The 16,783-nt window shown below is 61.5% G+C and carries 15 protein-coding genes and 1 pseudogene; 9 read left to right on the top strand and 7 right to left on the bottom strand.

The features are described from left to right. Window positions 1-50: 50 nt before the first annotated feature. The 4 genes from AC0L2X_RS12430 to AC0L2X_RS12415 form a co-directional block, all read right to left on the bottom strand. Window positions 51-1,148, bottom strand: a complete 1,098-nt coding sequence (locus AC0L2X_RS12430) for a polyamine ABC transporter substrate-binding protein (protein WP_473559535.1) — start codon at window positions 1,146-1,148, stop codon at window positions 51-53. 352 nt (window positions 1,149-1,500) lie between these two features. After that, on the bottom strand, window positions 1,501-2,448 hold the full coding sequence (locus AC0L2X_RS12425) for a DMT family transporter (RefSeq protein ID WP_473559532.1): 948 nt from the start codon (window positions 2,446-2,448) through the stop codon (window positions 1,501-1,503). A 171-nt stretch (window positions 2,449-2,619) separates the two neighbouring features. Then, window positions 2,620-3,519 carry a DUF2167 domain-containing protein gene (locus AC0L2X_RS12420; protein WP_473559530.1) on the bottom strand — a complete coding sequence of 300 codons (900 nt, stop codon included), beginning with the start codon at window positions 3,517-3,519 and terminating at the stop codon, window positions 2,620-2,622. A 154-nt stretch (window positions 3,520-3,673) separates the two neighbouring features. Further along, a complete protein-coding gene (locus AC0L2X_RS12415; protein WP_473559528.1) occupies window positions 3,674-5,125 on the bottom strand; it encodes a helix-turn-helix domain-containing protein in 1,452 nt (483 codons plus the stop codon). Window positions 5,126-5,365: 240 nt separating this feature from the next. On the opposite strand from AC0L2X_RS12415, the gene aceA reads away from it, so the two are divergent. Continuing rightward, window positions 5,366-6,655: an isocitrate lyase gene (gene aceA / locus AC0L2X_RS12410; protein ID WP_473559526.1), complete on the top strand. Its 1,290-nt coding sequence runs from the start codon at window positions 5,366-5,368 to the stop codon at window positions 6,653-6,655. A gap of 78 nt (window positions 6,656-6,733) precedes the next feature. Further along, entirely contained in the window at window positions 6,734-6,976 is a 243-nt protein-coding gene (locus AC0L2X_RS12405; protein WP_352526326.1) for an SMc00767 family acetate metabolism repressor, read from the top strand. A gap of 65 nt (window positions 6,977-7,041) precedes the next feature. On the opposite strand, the gene AC0L2X_RS12400 is transcribed toward AC0L2X_RS12405, so the two are convergent. Further along, window positions 7,042-7,503, bottom strand: a complete 462-nt coding sequence (locus AC0L2X_RS12400) for a RidA family protein (protein ID WP_352488318.1) — start codon at window positions 7,501-7,503, stop codon at window positions 7,042-7,044. 431 nt (window positions 7,504-7,934) lie between these two features. Here AC0L2X_RS12400 and AC0L2X_RS12395 point away from each other — a divergent pair, with 431 nt between their 5' ends. Continuing rightward, window positions 7,935-8,324 (top strand): ANTAR domain-containing protein, encoded by a 390-nt coding sequence (locus tag AC0L2X_RS12395; protein WP_473559524.1) that lies wholly within the window; start codon window positions 7,935-7,937, stop codon window positions 8,322-8,324. A gap of 32 nt (window positions 8,325-8,356) precedes the next feature. Here the strand turns inward: AC0L2X_RS12395 and AC0L2X_RS12390 are convergent, their stop codons facing one another. Further along, window positions 8,357-9,073 (bottom strand): HAD family hydrolase, encoded by a 717-nt coding sequence (locus tag AC0L2X_RS12390; RefSeq protein WP_352488577.1) that lies wholly within the window; start codon window positions 9,071-9,073, stop codon window positions 8,357-8,359. A 169-nt stretch (window positions 9,074-9,242) separates the two neighbouring features. On the opposite strand from AC0L2X_RS12390, the gene AC0L2X_RS12385 reads away from it, so the two are divergent. From AC0L2X_RS12385 to AC0L2X_RS12370, 4 genes and pseudogenes are all read left to right on the top strand, one after another. Then, entirely contained in the window at window positions 9,243-10,676 is a 1,434-nt protein-coding gene (locus AC0L2X_RS12385; RefSeq protein WP_352488315.1) for a glutamine synthetase family protein, read from the top strand. Window positions 10,677-10,734: 58 nt separating this feature from the next. Continuing rightward, window positions 10,735-11,104 (top strand): annotated as a pseudogene (locus AC0L2X_RS12380) (four helix bundle protein). A 105-nt stretch (window positions 11,105-11,209) separates the two neighbouring features. Beyond that, on the top strand, window positions 11,210-12,496 hold the full coding sequence (locus AC0L2X_RS12375) for an NAD(P)/FAD-dependent oxidoreductase (RefSeq protein ID WP_473559521.1): 1,287 nt from the start codon (window positions 11,210-11,212) through the stop codon (window positions 12,494-12,496). A gap of 259 nt (window positions 12,497-12,755) precedes the next feature. After that, on the top strand, window positions 12,756-13,532 hold the full coding sequence (locus AC0L2X_RS12370; RefSeq protein WP_473599831.1) for an SH3 domain-containing protein: 777 nt from the start codon (window positions 12,756-12,758) through the stop codon (window positions 13,530-13,532). 63 nt (window positions 13,533-13,595) lie between these two features. Here AC0L2X_RS12370 and AC0L2X_RS12365 read toward each other — a convergent pair whose 3' ends face one another. Then, on the bottom strand, window positions 13,596-14,342 hold the full coding sequence (locus tag AC0L2X_RS12365; protein ID WP_473559517.1) for an SDR family oxidoreductase: 747 nt from the start codon (window positions 14,340-14,342) through the stop codon (window positions 13,596-13,598). A gap of 274 nt (window positions 14,343-14,616) precedes the next feature. Between AC0L2X_RS12365 and zwf the strand changes: the two genes are divergently transcribed. Together zwf and pgl are read left to right on the top strand one after the other, a co-directional pair. Beyond that, the gene (gene zwf, locus AC0L2X_RS12360; protein ID WP_473559515.1) at window positions 14,617-16,086 is read left to right on the top strand and encodes a glucose-6-phosphate dehydrogenase; all 1,470 of its coding nucleotides are present in this window, start codon (window positions 14,617-14,619) and stop codon (window positions 16,084-16,086) included. Beyond that, window positions 16,068-16,781: a 6-phosphogluconolactonase gene (gene pgl / locus AC0L2X_RS12355; RefSeq protein ID WP_473559514.1), complete on the top strand. Its 714-nt coding sequence runs from the start codon at window positions 16,068-16,070 to the stop codon at window positions 16,779-16,781. The genes zwf and pgl overlap by 19 nt, the downstream gene beginning before the upstream one ends. The last annotated feature ends 2 nt before the right edge of the window (window positions 16,782-16,783 follow it).

Here is a 16,783-nt window from a genome sequence, read left to right as displayed (position 1 = left end):
CCCCACGAGAAAGCGCCCCGGCAGCCGGCTGCCGGGGCCTGGTCAGATTGTTATTGGCCGGTGACGATCTTGGTCCAGGTGCGGGTGATGATGCGCTGGGTCTTGGGATCGTAGGGCGAGACGGTGTAGAGTTTCTGCAAGGTGGCGGCGTCCGGATAGATCGCCGGATCTTCCAGGATCGCCTTGTCGATGAACTGCTGCGAAGCCTTGTTGCCGTTCGCGTAGAGCACATAGTTCGACGATTTGGCGATCACTTCCGGCTTCATCATGTAGTTCAGGAACTCATGCGCTTCGGCGACATGCGGCGCATCGGCCGGGATCGCCATCTGGTCGAACCACATCTGGGCACCTTCCTTCGGCACGGAATAGCCGATCTCGACGCCCTGCTTGGCTTCGTCGGCGCGGTTGCGGGCCTGGAAGACGTCACCCGACCAGCCGACCGCCAGGCAGATGTCGCCATTGGCAAGGGCGTTGATATATTCGGACGAGTGGAACTTGCGGATATAGGGCCGGACCTTCAGCAAGGTTTCTTCGGCCTTGGCAATCTCATCGGGCGACGTGCTGTTTGGATTGAGGCCCAGATATTTCAGTGCTGCCGGTATGATGTCGGCCGGCGAATCCAGCACATAGACGCCGCAGTCCTTCAATTTGGCCAAGCTTTCGGGATTGAAGAACACGTCCCAGCTGTCGATCTTGTCGGTGCCGAGCGCTGCCTGCACCTTCTTGATATTGTAGCCGATGCCAACCGTACCCCACATGTAGTTGATCGAATATTCGTTGCCGGGATCATATTTGGCGGTCCGTTCCATGACCGTGTCCCACATGTTTGAAATGTTCGGCAGTTTCGACTTGTCGAGCTTCTGGAACACATTCGCCTGGATCTGGCGTGCAAGGAAATTGCCGCTGGGCACGACGACATCGTAGCCGCTGCCGCCGGCGAGCAGTTTCGTTTCCAGGATCTCGTTGGAATCGAAAGTGTCGTAGACGACCTTGATGCCGGTTTCCTTGGTGAAGTCGTCGATGATCGAACTGTCGATATAGTCCGACCAGTTGAAGACGTTGACGACGCGATCCTCGGCATGCGCGCCCAAGGTAAAAGCTGCCAAAAACGCCGAAGTCGCCGAAAGCCAGAGCGCTTTGCGGATCATGCTATTCTCCTTTGATGAGTGTTCCGTCGCCAGCTCGTCGCGGCGTTCGCGCGGCTGGGCATTTGCTTCAGGGTATTGGGCTTGCAGGCAGGCGACAAGCGGGAATTGCCGGCGCCATTATGGTCCGTCGACGAGCCGACAGTGAAGATCTGGCGTGGCGTTGGTGGTGTTCCGGCGCCGTCGGAAGCTTTCGCTACGGCGCGGGCAGGAAGACGACGATGTTGTCCGGCCTCGATGCGGCCGGCATGGAGACTTGGCAAGATAAGCCTGTCTTGTTGTTGCCGTGATCGCAGCCTGCCCGCGCGGCTGCGACATTGTCAATGGTTCATCTCGCTTTGACGCGTGCGCTGCATCAATTAGGCGACGGCACACCGGTGACGCCCGCTCGCTCGGGCCGCGTCTGACGCTTGAACTCGAGCCCGATGTGGACGAGCAGCGCGGTGACGACGACCGCACCGCCGACGATGGTGCGCGCCGACGGCACCTCGGAATGGATGAGCCAGACCCAGATCGGGCCAAGGATCGGTTCGAACGTGCCGAGTAGCGCCGCGACAGCGGCCGGCACAAGCCGGGCTCCGGTGGCGAAGAAGGCGAGGCCGAGCCCCAGATTGATCACGCCAAAGGCAAAGAGGAAGCCCATATCGTGGCTGGAAACGCCGAGCGCCGACGCCTGCGATGCCGCAAAGGCGGCCGCCAGGATCGTGCCGAGGCAGGTCGCCGGGGTCATGCGCACATGGGCAAAGCGGCGCGTGATGACGGTGGCGATCGAGAACATGACAGCGATGAGCAGCGCCAGCCCGTCGCCGATCGGCGACACGGCGCCATCGAGCGATTCCGACACCATGATGGCGACGCCGGCAATGACGGCGGCGATCGCCACCCAGGTCGCCACCGCCACCCGTTCGCGAAACAGCGCCCAGGCAAACAGCGCCGCCAGAAGCGGCACGCCGGCCTGCATCAGCAGGATGTTGGCGACGGTGGTATAGGCAAGCGCCACGACGAAAGAGGTCGAGGCCGTGGCGAAGCAGAATGCCACCGCAAGACCAGCCAGGCCCATGCCGCGAAACAGCTTCAGCGTGCCACGCCAGCCATCGCGCCAGACCATGAAGCAGAGCAGGAAGGCGGCGGCCCAGACCGAACGCCAGAACACCACCGTCCAGCTGTCTCCGGCATCGATGAAACGGGCAATGGTACCGCCGAGGCTCCACATCAGCGCCGACAGGAACACCAGCAGGAAACCGATACGCTCCTCATTTCGCGGAGGCGAAACGGCGATCTGTGGTGATGATATGTCGGTCATGACTACGACTGTCGGCGATTTCGGGGCAGCACGATGAACACGACAGAAACGTGCCTTAATCGCGTAACGCAAAGACGGAGATCGGGCGTGATCCAGCGCGGTGTTCCGTTTGGGGCACCCAGCTATCAGCAGGCGTGAGAGAGGCGTGAGAGTTGAGCCGATGAAATCGATCTAGGAGGTTGTCTTGTTGCCGCGAATGAGGCGCCAGAGACCTGCCAAGGGAATCAGCAGGATAAGACCGAATTTTTTCAGCGCGATGAGCGCTACCACCAGAAATCCTGCCTTTGCCGCCAGTTTGCCGGCAATGAGGCCACCGATGCCAATAGCCGCAACCGTATCGACGCCTGGTCTGAAGTCCAAATATGTCTTGCCGGGCTTGAAGACAGCAAGATCAAGCACTTCATCGAGACTCTGCTTGATTTCCGGCAACTGGTCCACAGTTGCGATGTAGCTCATCACGAAAACGCCCTCCCTGCCGAGAAAGCGAACGTCGTAGTTAAGCGTGTGGACTGCATCGTTTCCGAACTGCAGTTCCTTGGCCCAGTGCAGACGCTTGTTGACTGCGTCGTACACGGGCGGTGATGCCCAGCCGATCAGAGTGATGGGCGAATAGCCGTCCTTTACCCTTTGATCGTTGCCCGACAAGGTATCCGCCCGCATGTTGCGCAGCAGTTCATTGTAGTCGATGGATCCCGCCTCGCTGTCGTCGACGTAACCTATCTTCTCCCATCGCAGCTCTATTCCCCAATTGTTCTCGGCAATGGGGTCATTGCTGACTGGAAAGATCATGCCGAGCGCTTCGGAAGCGGCGTCGGGTGGATTGCCCCAGGCTTCCGTCAGGACGGAGGCAGTATCTTTCTTGTTCAGAAAATAGAATTTGTCCTTGAGGTCCAGGTGCACGCCTTCGGCTAGGTCTATCGCGCCAGTCTTCGGATCGATCTTGTCCAGGAACGCTTTGCCGGCGTCATTATACTGTTGATAGGATTTGAAGAAGTCCGCGGACTTTTCCGCAAATGCGGGGCAGATCGAAAAGGCAAGCACCAAGCCAAGCCAAAAAAACGTCCTGCCCATCCCTGATCCCCCGATCGTCGCCCAATTCGTCTTTTGATATCTCACGGCCGATGCTGAATCAATACTTCGACGATCAATGTCCCAAGGGACAACTTGTTATTTTCCTGCCGTGAAACCGCGTATGATCTTCTCTGGCCAGCAAGCTGCCACGGCCTCACTGGAAATCGAAAGCCGACAGTCCCGTCACCATCTCGTCGAGGCCGAGCGGACGTGTCACGGGTGGCTCGGCGCGGGCGAGGCAGCCGATGCGCTCGCACAGCCGGCAGGCAGGGCCTATCGGCGTCGCCGGCGCGGCGGCGCTCTGTCCGCTCTTGCCGATGGCGGCCGGCCCCGGCAATGCCGCTCCATAGACGACCTCGTCGCGAAAGCCGATGTCGCAGCCGAGCAGCAGCGCCGTGCGCCGCGGTCGCTCAGCAAACGAGCCCTGCGGCCCCTCGAGCGTGCGAGCCATGCAGAGAAACGCTGCGCCGTCGGGCATTTCCACTGCCTCGACCAGGATCTGACCGGGCTGGGCGAAGGCGGCATGGACCGGCAGCTTCGGACAGCCGCCGCCGAAGCGGCTTTGCGGAAAGCCGTGGCTGCCCGCCTTGCGGAACCGATTGCCGGCACTGTCGACCTCGAGCATGAAGAACGGCACACCCGACGCACCTGGTCGCTGCAGCGTGGTCAGCCGGTTCGCCGCCTGCTCGAAGGAAACGCCGAAGCGCGACCGCAACATGTCGATGTCGTAGCGGGCACGGACCGCGGCGGTGTGAAAAGGCTGATAGGGCATCATCAGAGCGTGCGCGGCATAGCGGCCAAGCTCGAAACGCGCCAGCCGGCGGGCTTCGTCCGTGGTCAGCTTCAGCGCCTGGATCTCGGCGGCGACAGCGACGCTCATGCGGATCAGGCAGGCCTCCATAGCCACCTCGCGCAGCTGATCGAATGGCGACAGGCGCTCGGATAGGAACAGGCGCTGCGAGTGACGGTCATAGCGACGGCGCCAGTTGGGCATGGTGGCGACCGGCAGTACCTTGACGACGATGCCGAATTCACGCCGCAGCCAGGCCTTCAACGCACTGAACAGATCGTCGCCGGGATCGAGCACCGACGTGAAAGCCTCGGCTTCCTCTTCGAGCGCGGCAAAATGGTTCGGCCGGCGTTCGAAAATCTCATGCACCTCGTCGATCGGCAGCCTGGCACCGGAGAGTGCGGTGGCCTTGCCCTCGCGCGCGAGCAGCTCGTTGAGATCCGATAATCGCTCGGCCTGCTCGCGATAGGCGCGAAACAGCTTTATGACAGCGGCGGAAGCGTTTGGCGCCGCCTCGGCAAGCTCGATGAGTTCCTGGTCGCCCGGCAGTTCGCCGGCCAGCAACGGATCTGAAAACACTTCCTTCAAATCGGCCACCGACCCCCTCGCCTCGCCCTGCAATTCGTGCGGGTCGACCTTGTAGACGGATGCCAGCCTCAGGATCAGTTGCACCGTCAGCGGCCGCTGGTTGCGCTCGATGAGATTGAGATAGGACGGCGAGATGCCGAGCCCTTCGGCCATCGCCGTCTGGGTCAGCCCCTTGGCGTTGCGGATGCGGCGAATGCGCGGCCCGGCGAAGATTTTATGGTCGGCCAATCGACTGCCCTTGACAGAAATTTACATCCGCCAATGACATGGCGGTCTTTTACAATCATGACAGATTTACAGCTCTCATTAGTCAAACACAACACAGGTTTTCTCTTATTTTTTGACCAATCTGAAGCTTTTTCTCGCTTGCATCGTGCCGGCATGTAAATGGTGTCACACATATGGCGCAGTTATTTTTCCCTCTGCGGCGCCTTCCGAAATCGGCATCAAAACGGCCTGGAGTGACCAATGACCGACTTTTACAACCTTGTCCCGTCGGCGCCGCAAGGCCGCTTTGATGGCATCGAAAGGCCCTATTCGCCGGACGACGTGAAACGGCTGCGCGGCTCGGTGCAGATCCGGCAGAGCCTTGCTGAAATGGGCGCAAACCGGCTGTGGCAGCTCATCCACGGAGAGGATTTCGTCAATGCGCTCGGTGCCATGTCGGGCAACCAGGCGATGCAGCAGGTGCGGGCCGGGCTGAAAGCGATCTATCTGTCGGGATGGCAGGTCGCCGCCGATGCCAACACGGCTTCCGCCATGTACCCGGACCAATCGCTCTATCCCGCCAATGCGGCGCCCGAACTGGTCAAGCGCATCAACCGCACCCTGCAGCGCGCCGACCAGATCGAGATTTCGGAAGGCAAGGGGCTGTCGGTCGACACCTGGTTCGCGCCGATCGTCGCCGATGCCGAAGCCGGCTTCGGCGGGCCGCTCAACGCTTTCGAGATCATGAAGGCGTTCATCGAGGCGGGTGCGGCCGGCGTCCATTACGAGGACCAGCTGGCTTCGGAGAAGAAATGCGGCCATCTCGGCGGCAAGGTGCTGATCCCGACCGCCGCACACATCCGCAACCTCAACGCGGCGCGCCTTGCCGCTGACGTCATGGGTACGCCGACGCTGGTCGTGGCGCGCACCGACGCGGAAGCGGCAAAGCTCCTGACCTCCGACATCGACGAACGCGACCGGCCCTTCGTCGATTATGGCGCCGGCCGCACTGCGGAGGGCTTCTACCATGTCAGCAACGGCATCGAGCCCTGCATCGCCCGCGCCGTCGCCTATGCGCCCTATGCGGACCTGATCTGGTGCGAGACCTCCAAGCCCGATCTGGCGCAGGCCAGGACGTTTGCCGAGGGTGTGCGCAAGCATCATCCAGGCAAGCTGCTTGCCTATAATTGCTCGCCGTCTTTCAACTGGAAGAAGAATCTCGACGACGCGACGATTGCGAAGTTCCAGAAGGAACTCGGCGCCATGGGCTACAAGTTCCAGTTCATTACGCTTGCCGGTTTCCACCAGCTCAACTTCGGCATGTTCGAGCTCGCCCGCGGCTACAAGGAGCGGCAGATGGCAGCCTATTCGGAACTGCAGGAGGCGGAATTCGCCGCGGAAGCCAATGGCTACACCGCCACCAAGCATCAACGCGAGGTCGGCACCGGCTATTTCGACGCCGTCTCGATGGCGATCACCGGTGGCCAGTCTTCGACCACGGCCATGCATGGATCGACCGAGCACGCCCAGTTCAGGCCGGCGGCGGAATAGCGGAATAGCAGACAAACAGAGGGAACGCCCAAACGGGCATGGCAACACAACAGACATGGCAACACAGGGAGAAGACCAATGGCATCGATAAGCCGCGTCAAGGAACGGGCCGAAGAGCAGGCCACCAGCATGAATGTCGACCAGCAGGCGACCATCCGAATGCTGGCAAACGATCTGCACAGGCTCAATCAGTCGGTGATGAAGGCGGTCGAGGCCGGCGTCTCGGTCGAGCTGGTGCGCTCGGCACGGCACCATGGCGGCGACGGCAACTGGGGCGATCTGCTGATCCCGGTCATCGTCACGCAGCGGAGCCACGGCTGATGAACTCGATAGCACGGCGCCTCTTTTGAGCGCATGCTATCGCACCTCGCAGGCAGCGGCTGTGCCTAATCCGGCAGAGCCGCTAATGCAACGATTTCAATGACAAGATCAGGCTGCGCAAGCGCTGCAACGCCAATAACTTCCGAGGGCGGCGGGTTGTTGTAGCTGCAGTGCTTCGGGCAGTGCTCGGCAAAGAATTCGTCCAAGACGTCCAGGCGAAAATTGGGCGAGCTCAGCACGCCGCCATCGGGAAATGGCCCCTTAACAAAGAAGGTCAGCCTAATGAGATGGTCGAGCGCACTGCCAAGCTCTTCCAGATCTGATTTGATGTTGGTGAGAATTGCGCGCCACTGCGCGGCCGCATCGCCAACGGTGCCGCCGCCGCTTTTGCCGATCGGATCGTAGTCCTCGGCGGTCGCGGTGTTTCCGGAAAGGTAGACAAACCCCTTTGCGCCGGTAACGACCGTACCCTTTCCCCATGGCATCAACCGGCCATTTTTGAATTTCTTGTGAGTCACGAGTTCCATTGTCATCTCCCGTCGCTCAAAGAGACGTGCCTAGCCAACGAGGAAGGGTAGTCCGGCGAGGCGATACGACAAGCTCGCGACAGACCTGCCTCGCCTTCGTTCAACCTTACGTCAAACCGGCTACAGCTGCGAGTTGGTCGTTCGCGCTGCAAAGCCAAACTTCGCTGAAGCCTGCCCGGTTGTAGTGACAACTTCTCCTTCGGGAGGCGGCAAAGAAAAGCACTTAATTTTAATTTTAATGTTTCTTGCGATATTCTCCTGATATGCCATTTGAGCTTGACATGAGCAGTGATCTCACGCCAATTACCTCTCGAGTTTCAACCCTGCATTGAAACATTGAACAACGGCCTGCCCCCGCCATGTGCCCAGCGAATCGCGATATCGAGACTGCAAAACAGCTGCCTTTCGTTAGCCGGGACATGGAGACGCGGATGCTCCCGGATTTCTCGCGGGTGCTGGTGGTCGGAAAATCACCGATCAACCGTGTCGTGGTTTCAAAGATCGTGGAGCGGTCCGGCCTCAAACCGGTCTCGGAAACTCCCGAAACCGCGGCAAAGGCCTTGCACGCGCTGATTCCCGGGACTGTCGTTCTCGACGGCGGTGCGGAGAACGGGGACTGCGACGCCTTGCTGTCGGGTATCGATGCACTGCGAAGAGCGTCAGGCAGATCGCTTCCGTCGGTGATCCTGCTTTCAGTCAAGAGCGGCACTCCGGAGAGCCTGGGCCTGTCCAGCGTCATCGATGCAGTGGTCGTCAAGCCGATCACCACCGAACGGCTGCAGCCGGTGATCGACCGGCTGATCGCAATTAGCCGCAATTGACGCCTACCGCGATGCCTCGGCTGCAGACCTGATCAATCAGTCTCGCCGATATGCTCGATCAAGCCCGGCAGTTCACCGAGATTGGCTATCTGGCGAAAGCGTGGTGCCGAGACCGGCGGCTCGACATGTTCCAGCACCCAGGTCAGCTCATGCGGAACGTGGATGCCCCAACTGCCGGCTTCGATGGCCGGCACGACGTCCGATTTGAGCGAGTTGCCGACCATCATGCCCTTTTCCGGGCCGTCGCCGTGGCGGCTGAAGATGCGGCTATAGGTGGCCGCGCTCTTGTCGCTGACGATCTCGACGGCATCAAACAGCTCGCCCAGTCCGGATTGCGCCAGCTTGCGTTCCTGGTCGAACAGGTCGCCCTTGGTGATCAGCACCAGGCGGTAGGCGCCGGTCAGCTTTTCCACGGTTTCGCGCGCATGCGGAAGCGGCTCGATCGGATGGCTGAGCATCTCGCGGCCCGCGGCGAGAATTTCGGCGATAGTCGAGGCCGGCACCAGGCCGTTGGTGACCTCGATCGCCGTCTCGATCATCGACAGCGTGAAGCCCTTGATGCCGAAGCCGTAGACCGCGAGGTTGCGCTTCTCGGCCTCCAGCAATCTTGCCGAGATCCGGTCCGCCTCGGCGTGGTCGGCGAGCAGTGCGGCAAAGCGCTTCTCGGTCACGCGGAAGAACTGTTCGTTCTGCCACAGCGTGTCATCGGCGTCGAAGCCGATCGTCGTCAGTTTGCGGCTGTGTTGCATGCGGCCCATTAATTGCAGCGTTGCGGGGAGGCCGACCCTAAACCAGGAGGCTTTTATCCGGAAGTCGTTGTGTTCCCCGGGGTTATCGAGGCGCACGCCAGCCGGCTCCCCTTCCCTTTCGTCGTCGGCAACGGCTATACTCCACAATCTGCAACAAATCTGGTGATTGATGCCGCCTGCAAAAAAGGAAGTCCGTCCGTCGAGCCGCGGAGGACGCGCCCGCACGCCTGCCTTCGTGAAAAACCAACGTGGCGTCAAGAACTGGAAGGAAGTCAGCGCCTGGCTGGAATGGCGCGGCATCGAAGATATCGAATGCATCACACCCGACCAGGCCGGAGTTGCGCGCGGCAAGATGATGCCATCGAAGAAGTTCACCTCCAACACCTCGCTGGCGCTGCCTTCGGCGGTATTCATGACAACGATTTCCGGCGGCTATCCGGAGGACGGCAACGGCTTCCACTATCCGGAGGACGATGGCGACCTCAAGCTGATGCCTGACCTCTCAACGCTGACGGTGGTGCCGTGGGAGGAGGACCCTACCGCGGCGGTTATCTGCGACCTCGTCCACCAGGACGGCCGCTCGGTCGAATTCACGCCGCGCAACGTGCTGAAGCGCGTGCTTGCCGCCTATGACAAGCGTGGGCTGAGACCGGTCGTGGCGCCCGAGATCGAGTTCTACCTGGTGCGCAAGAACCCCGATCCGGACTACCCGCTCACCCCGCCTGTCGGGCGCTCCGGGCGGCCGATCGGCGGCGGCGCCGGCTATTCGATCGCCGGGGTCAACGAATTCGACGAACTGATCGACGACATCTACCATTTCTCCGAAAGCCAGGGCCTGGAGATCGACACGCTGATCCACGAGGAGGGCGCCGGCCAGCTCGAAATCAATCTGCGTCACGGCGATCCAATCGAGCTCGCCGACCAGGTGTTCATGTTCAAGCGCACCATCCGCGAGGCGGCGCTGAAACACGAGATCTACGCCACGTTCATGGCCAAGCCGATACAGGGGCAGCCCGGTTCTGCCATGCATATCCATCAGTCGATCATCGACAAGAAGACCGGCAAGAACGTCTTTTCGGCGGAGGACGGCTCGGAGACCGAGGCCTTCTTCCATTTCATCGGCGGTATGCAGAAACATGTGCCGAACGCGCTGGTGATGTTTGCGCCCTACGTCAATTCCTACCGGCGGCTGACGCAGTCGGCCTCGGCGCCGGTCAACAACAAATGGGGCTACGACAACCGCACCACCGCCTTCCGCGTGCCCCGCTCCGACCCGGCAGCGCGGCGCGTCGAAAACCGCATCCCCTCCTCGGACGCCAATCCCTATCTGGCGATGGCGGCATCGCTCGCCTGCGGGCTGATCGGCATGATCAACAAGATCCAGGCCGAGCCGCCGGTTCTGACGACCGCCAACGAGGACCAGATCGACCTGCCGCGCAGCCTGCTTGAAGCCGTCGACCTGTTCGAGGCAGACGAGGAACTCTGCGCGCTGCTCGGCAAGTCATTTGCCGCCACCTATGCGGCGATCAAGCGAGCGGAATTCGAGACCTTCATGGAAGTGATCAGCCCGTGGGAGAGGGAGTATTTGCTGCTGAACGTGTAGTAGGGGAGTAGGGGAGTAGGGGAGTAGGGCAATGTGGCAGTAGGGCAGTAGGGCAAGGATGACGGACAAGATCGCATCGTACGGGGATCTGATCGTTTGGCAGCAAGCCATGGACCTAACAGTTGCAATCTACCAAGTAACAAGGACTTGGCCGAAAGACGAGATCTACGGGCTGACGGGTCAGGTGCGTCGGGCAGCAACGTCGGTGCCCGCCAACATCGCCGAGGGTTACGGCCGAGAAAGCCGAGCTTCCTACCAGCAGTTTCTCAGGATCGCCCAGGGATCACTCAAGGAACTGGAGACACACCTTTTGATCGCGCAAAGGGTTGGAATTACCTCTCGCGAGGCGGTCGAGTCATTGATGCCCCACAGCGAGAGCGTAGGAAAGCTCCCTGCGGCTTCTGATCCGCAAGCTGTCGGCTGAATAGACACCTACTGCCCTACTGCCCTACTGCCCTACTGCCCTACTGCCCTACTGCCCTACTGCCCTACTGCCCTACTGCCCTACTCCCCTACTCCCCTAGCCGAGCATCATGACTTACCAATCCCCAATCTCTCCCGGCCGCTCCTGGTACGAAGACACGGCCGGACCAAGGCCCGAATATCCGGCGCTCGACGGCGACCGGACATGCGATGTGGTGATTGTCGGCGGCGGCTTTACCGGCCTGTCGGCCGCGGCTCATCTCGCCAAGACAGGCGCGAATGTGGTGCTGATCGAAACGCATCGTTTCGGTGACGGCGCATCGGGCCGCAATGGTGGCCAGCTCGGCACCGGACAACGGGCCTGGGCAGAGGAACTGGAAGCGGAATACGGCTTTTCCCGCGCCAAGGCGCTGTTCGAGCTGGCCGAAGAGGCCAAGGCGCATCTGCTCGATTTCGCCGCGATGCACGAGATCGAGATCGACTATATGCCCGGCCAGATGTCGGTGGCGCACAAGAAGCGCTATGTCGACGACTACAAGGCTCATGCCGAGATCATGGCGAGCCGTTTCGGCTATCCGCACATCTCATTCATGGATGCCGCGGAGACAGCCGAGCGGCTGGGCTCGACGCATTATTTCGGCGGCACCCGCGACACCGGCACCGGCCATATCCATCCGCTGAAACTGGTGATCGGCACCGCAAAAGTCGCGGCACAGGCCGGCGCAAAGCTTTTCGAGCAGACGCCGTCGACCGGCATCACCTTCGGCGGCGGCAAGGTGATGGTTGTGACGCCGAAGGGCACGATCACCGCCGCTAAATGCCTGATCGGGGTCAATGCCTATGGCGGCACGCTCGAACCGGTGAGTGCCGCGCATATTATGCCGATTGGCTCGTTCATCGGCGCGACGGTACCGCTAGGAGCCGATTCCAAAGTGTTGCCGGGTGGCGAGGCGGTCGACGATTCGCGCTTCGTCGTGCGCTATTTCCGCAAATCGAAGGATGGGCGGCTGCTGTTTGGTGGGCGCGAGATCTACGCGGTCAACGACCCCAAGGACATCCACATCCACATCCGCCGGCAGATCGCCGAGATTTATCCGGCATTGAAGGACGTCGAGATCACCCATGGCTGGGGCGGTTATGTCGGCATCACCGTGCCGAGAAAGCCGTTCGTGCGCGAAGTGATGCCCAATGTGATCTCGGTCGGCGGTTATTCCGGTCACGGCGTCATGCTGTCGAACTTTTTCGGCAAGCTTTATGCCGAGACGGTCGCCGGCAACCGCGACCGGCTGAAGCTGATCGAGGACCTGAAAATTCCACCCTTCCCCGGCGGCCGGCGTTTGCGCGCGCCACTGCTCTTTCTTGCGCTCAACTGGTACGCGTTGCGGGACAGAATCTAACCAGACGTTGCAGAATCCTTAACCAGGGCGCAGAATTCCCGCCAAGGGCGCAGTGATGCCACAATCGCGGGCGAAAGATGATGCTCGTGGGCAGCTGAACGGGGAATTTTTGCGGGCCTGCCCGCTTTTGGTTTGGGACCGATGCCGATCGAAATGCCGGCTCTCCGGCATCGGTCGTAAGAACATCGGCCCGCAAATGGAGGTGGCAAGAGTGAGAGAGCCCTTCAGTTTCGGCGCGCCGGAACGACGGCGCCTTGCGATGCAATTCGGTTACGATATGCGGCCGACGTTCTGGCACGGGGTCCGGTCGAACGCGCATCTGGTAATCGCCGCGCTTGGCACGGCCGCACTGCTCGGCGTTGCCGCGGTGGCGCTGTGGCTGGCATTGCCGGCAAATGAGCGACAAGCGGCCGCAAGCCCTGAGCAGATCGTTCCGACCATCCCGGTCAAGACGACGAAGATCATGCCTGCCAAGGTTGCTGCGGCGCCGAGGACGACGGGCAAGGCAGATGCAGTTTCCCCAGCGGTGGCCGCAGCGGAAGCCGAGATACCGGCGCTGGCTCCCAACAATCCGCGCTGGACGGGGCCAAAGACGGCATCGGCCGCCGCCACGGCAGCATCCGACCAGCTGGCAAGCCAGACCGAGCAGGCGGCCGATAAATCGTCTGCTTCGGTGGCATTCGCCGACCCGGCAGCAAAACCCGACGCTGCGGCATTGTTTGCCAAGGTGGCGGCTCCCGGCAGCTCGACGAAGAACACAGGGCCTGACGGCGCGCAGACCGCCGCCATTCCAACGCCCAAGCCGCAACCGGCGGCGCAGACCGCGAGCGAAGACGACAACAGCACCAAGGCAAAATCCGGACGGATCCTGAGATCCGTTACCATGCGCACCGGCCCAAAGAAGAATGCGGCCGCCATTCTCACCGTGCCGGCCAAGACCTCGGTGCAAGTGATGAGCTGCAAGCAATGGTGCCAGATCGTCTACAACGGCAAGCGCGGCTGGGTCTACAAGAGCTACGTCAAAACCGGGGCGTAGGGCCGGCAGAGCAATCGGGGGTCGCTCGCCATCAGCCCGTCCTCCGCCGGATGACTGGACCGTTCAAATACAACGCCCGCCATCGACTTCCAGCGCCACGCCGGTGATGAAAGCCGCCTCGTCCGAAGCGAGCCAAAGCGCGGCATTGGCTATGTCGAGCGGCGTCGAAAGCCGGGCGAGCGGGATCGACGCGCGGAACTTCTCGCGGATCTCGGGTGTGTCGGCGCCCATGAATTTCGCGAGCATGCCGGTCTCGCCGGCAACCGGGCAGAGGCAGTTGACGCGGATGTTCTTCGGCGCGAGTTCCACCGCCATCGATTTGGTCGCGGTGATCGCCCAGCCTTTCGATGCGTTGTACCAGGTGAGGCCAGGCCGCGGCCTGATACCGGCCGTAGAGGCCGTCGTCAGGATGACGCCACCGCCTTGCCGCTCCATCACCGGTACCACGGCAAGCGCTGCGTGGTAGATCGCCTTCATGTTGACTGATGTGATCAGGTCAAAGGTCGCCTCATCGACTTCCAGCATGTCACCGTTGCGATGGGTGTAACCGGCGTTGTTGACCATGATGTCGATGCGACCGAAGGCGCCCATTGCAGCATGGACCATGTCGTCGAATTCGGACCGCAGCGAGACGTCGGTCTGGGTCCAGATCGCGTTTTCGCCGATCTCGCCGGCGACGCGCCCTGCGCCCTTGGCGTTCAGGTCGGCGACGACTACCCGCGCGCCCTCCTCGGCAAAGCGCCTGGCCATGCCCTCGCCAAAGCCCGAGGCAGCGCCGGTGATGATGGCGACCTTGTTTTTGAGGCGCATGCTTTTCTCACTCATCGTTGAAGGCGATCGACGACGTGTTTGGCCATGGCCATCGAAAGATGTGTGTCCATTGCCGATTTCTCCTTTGGCTTTCGCCTTGATCCCGCTCTATGCTGCACCTGCGAACGCTCCCGGAAGCATCGCTTGCCGACAAGCCTCCGGCTAGCGCCCGTGTCAAGAGCACACGCGGATGTGACGCAATGGTACTGGCAAGTTTAAATCGATTAGATTATATCAGCCGCGTTATCGCGACCGGCGTCAGAGCGGACACACCATGACCAGCCAGATCATCCCCGTCGATCCTTTCGACTTCATCATCTTCGGCGGCACCGGCGATCTGTCGGAACGCAAGCTTCTGCCGTCGCTGTACCACCGGCAGCGCGACCACCAGTTTTCCGAGCCGACGCGCATCATCGGCACATCACGTTCGAAGATGACCGACGAGGAGTTCCAGTCTTTCGCCAGGCAGGCGATTGCCGATCATGTGAAGCCGGAAGATATCGACGCCAAGGAACTGAAGACGTTCCTCGCACGGCTTTCCTATGTCCCGGCAGATGCAACCACTGGCGCCGGGTTCGACAGGCTGAAGGAGGCGATCGGCAACAGCGAACACATCCGCGCTTTCTATCTGGCGGTGGCGCCGGCGCTGTTCGGCGACATCTCGCACAAGCTGAAGGAGCACGGGCTGATCACGCCCAATTCGCGCATCGTGCTGGAAAAACCGATCGGCCGCGATCTCGCTTCGGCGCGGACGCTCAATGACCTGGTCGGCGACGACTTCCATGAAAGCCAGATTTTCCGCATCGACCACTATCTCGGCAAGGAGACGGTGCAGAATTTGATGGCACTGCGCTTTGCCAATGCGCTCTACGAGCCGCTGTGGAACTCCGCCAATGTCGATCATGTGCAGATCACCGTGGCCGAGACAGTCGGCCTGGAAGACCGTGTCACCTACTACGACAAGGCCGGCGCATTGCGCGACATGGTGCAGAACCACATGCTGCAACTGCTCTGCCTTGTCGCCATGGAGGCGCCATCGTCGATGGACGCCGATGCCGTCCGTGACGAAAAGCTGAAGGTGCTGCGGGCGCTGAAGCGCATCAACGGCAACGAAGCGCCGAAGCACACGGTGCGTGGACAATACCGTGCCGGCGCCTCGGCCGGCGGGCCGGTGAAAGGCTATGTGGAGGAGCTCGGCAAGAACAGCAACACCGAAACTTTCGTTGCGCTCAAGGCCGAGATCGGCAACTGGCGCTGGGCGGGCGTGCCGTTCTACCTCCGGACCGGCAAGCGGCTGGCGACCCGCGTTTCGGAGATCGTCATCGAATTCAAGCCGATTCCGCATTCGATCTTCGGCGAGAGCGCCGGGCCGATTTCCGCCAACCAGCTGGTCATCAGGCTGCAGCCCGACGAAGGCGTCAAGCAGTTCATCATGATCAAGGATCCGGGGCCGGGCGGCATGCGACTGCGCCAGATTCCGCTCGACATGAGTTTTGCGCAATCCTTCGACGGCCGCGCCCCCGATGCCTATGAGCGGCTGATCATGGACGTCATCCGTGGCAACCAGACGCTGTTCATGCGCCGCGACGAGGTCGAGGCGGCGTGGAAATGGATCGACCCGATCCAGGACGCCTGGGAAAGCGGCAGGCAAGAGGCGCAAGGCTACACCGCCGGCACATGGGGCCCCTCGGCCTCGATTGCGCTGATCGAACGCGACGGGCGGACATGGCACGAGAGCAATTAGGCGGCGCCTACAACTGGCACGAATTTGCCGGACGCCAGGAGTTGGCGGCAGCGCTTGCCGGCCACGTCGCCGGCTGCCTGTCAAAGGCGATCGCCGAGCGCGGCACGGCACTGCTTGCGGTCTCGGGCGGCACGACGCCGGCGAAATTCTTCGCGGCGCTTTCGACCGTTCCTATCGCCTGGGAAAAGGTGACGATAACATTGGTCGACGAGCGCTTCGTGCCGCCCTCATCGCCGCGCTCCAATGCCGGCCTGGTTGCCGCCAACCTGCTGCAGAACGCCGCCGTCGCCGCGAAATTCGTGCCGCTCTATCATGACGCGGCAAGTATCGAGGGCGCAGCGGTCTCCGACAGTAAGGCGCTGCAAGCGCTGCCCTGGCCACTCGACGTCGTTGTGCTCGGCATGGGAACTGATGGCCACACAGCCTCGTTCTTTCCGGATGCCGATAACCTGGCAAGATTGCTCGACCCGTCGTCGCAAAGGATCGTGCTTCCGGTTCACGCCGCAAGCGCGGGCGAGCCACGGCTGACGCTGTCACTGGCGCGGATTATCAATGCCGGCTTCATCGCGCTGCACATCGAGGGCGCGGAAAAACGCAGCGCATTCGAGGCCGCGCTTGGAGCTGGGACACGAAAGCCCATTCGCGCCGTGCTCGATGCCACTCAAAAGCCCATAGAGGTTTTCTGGGCACCCTGATC

This window comes from Mesorhizobium sp. WSM4828 (genome assembly GCF_055811175.1).
The sequence above is the reverse complement of the archived record's forward strand: the minus strand, read 5'-3'. Positions and strand labels throughout refer to the sequence as shown.

Bases quoted from the DNA above. Each gene is read 5' to 3' on its own strand.
- AC0L2X_RS12420 (WP_473559530.1), bottom strand. From the start codon at position 3,519: ATGGGCAGGACGTTTTTTTGGCTTGGCTTGGTGCTTGCCTTTTCGATC.
- zwf (WP_473559515.1), top strand. From the start codon at position 14,617: ATGACCAGCCAGATCATCCCCGTCGATCCTTTCGACTTCATCATCTTC.
- pgl (WP_473559514.1), top strand. From the start codon at position 16,068: ATGGCACGAGAGCAATTAGGCGGCGCCTACAACTGGCACGAATTTGCC.
- AC0L2X_RS12375 (WP_473559521.1), top strand. From the start codon at position 11,210: ATGACTTACCAATCCCCAATCTCTCCCGGCCGCTCCTGGTACGAAGAC.
- aceA (WP_473559526.1), top strand. From the start codon at position 5,366: ATGACCGACTTTTACAACCTTGTCCCGTCGGCGCCGCAAGGCCGCTTT.
- AC0L2X_RS12385 (WP_352488315.1), top strand. From the start codon at position 9,243: ATGCCGCCTGCAAAAAAGGAAGTCCGTCCGTCGAGCCGCGGAGGACGC.
- AC0L2X_RS12425 (WP_473559532.1), bottom strand. From the start codon at position 2,448: ATGACCGACATATCATCACCACAGATCGCCGTTTCGCCTCCGCGAAAT.
- AC0L2X_RS12365 (WP_473559517.1), bottom strand. From the start codon at position 14,342: ATGCGCCTCAAAAACAAGGTCGCCATCATCACCGGCGCTGCCTCGGGC.
- AC0L2X_RS12395 (WP_473559524.1), top strand. From the start codon at position 7,935: ATGCTCCCGGATTTCTCGCGGGTGCTGGTGGTCGGAAAATCACCGATC.
- AC0L2X_RS12405 (WP_352526326.1), top strand. From the start codon at position 6,734: ATGGCATCGATAAGCCGCGTCAAGGAACGGGCCGAAGAGCAGGCCACC.
- AC0L2X_RS12390 (WP_352488577.1), bottom strand. From the start codon at position 9,073: ATGCAACACAGCCGCAAACTGACGACGATCGGCTTCGACGCCGATGAC.
- AC0L2X_RS12370 (WP_473599831.1), top strand. From the start codon at position 12,756: ATGCAATTCGGTTACGATATGCGGCCGACGTTCTGGCACGGGGTCCGG.
- AC0L2X_RS12400 (WP_352488318.1), bottom strand. From the start codon at position 7,503: ATGGAACTCGTGACTCACAAGAAATTCAAAAATGGCCGGTTGATGCCA.
- AC0L2X_RS12430 (WP_473559535.1), bottom strand. From the start codon at position 1,148: ATGATCCGCAAAGCGCTCTGGCTTTCGGCGACTTCGGCGTTTTTGGCA.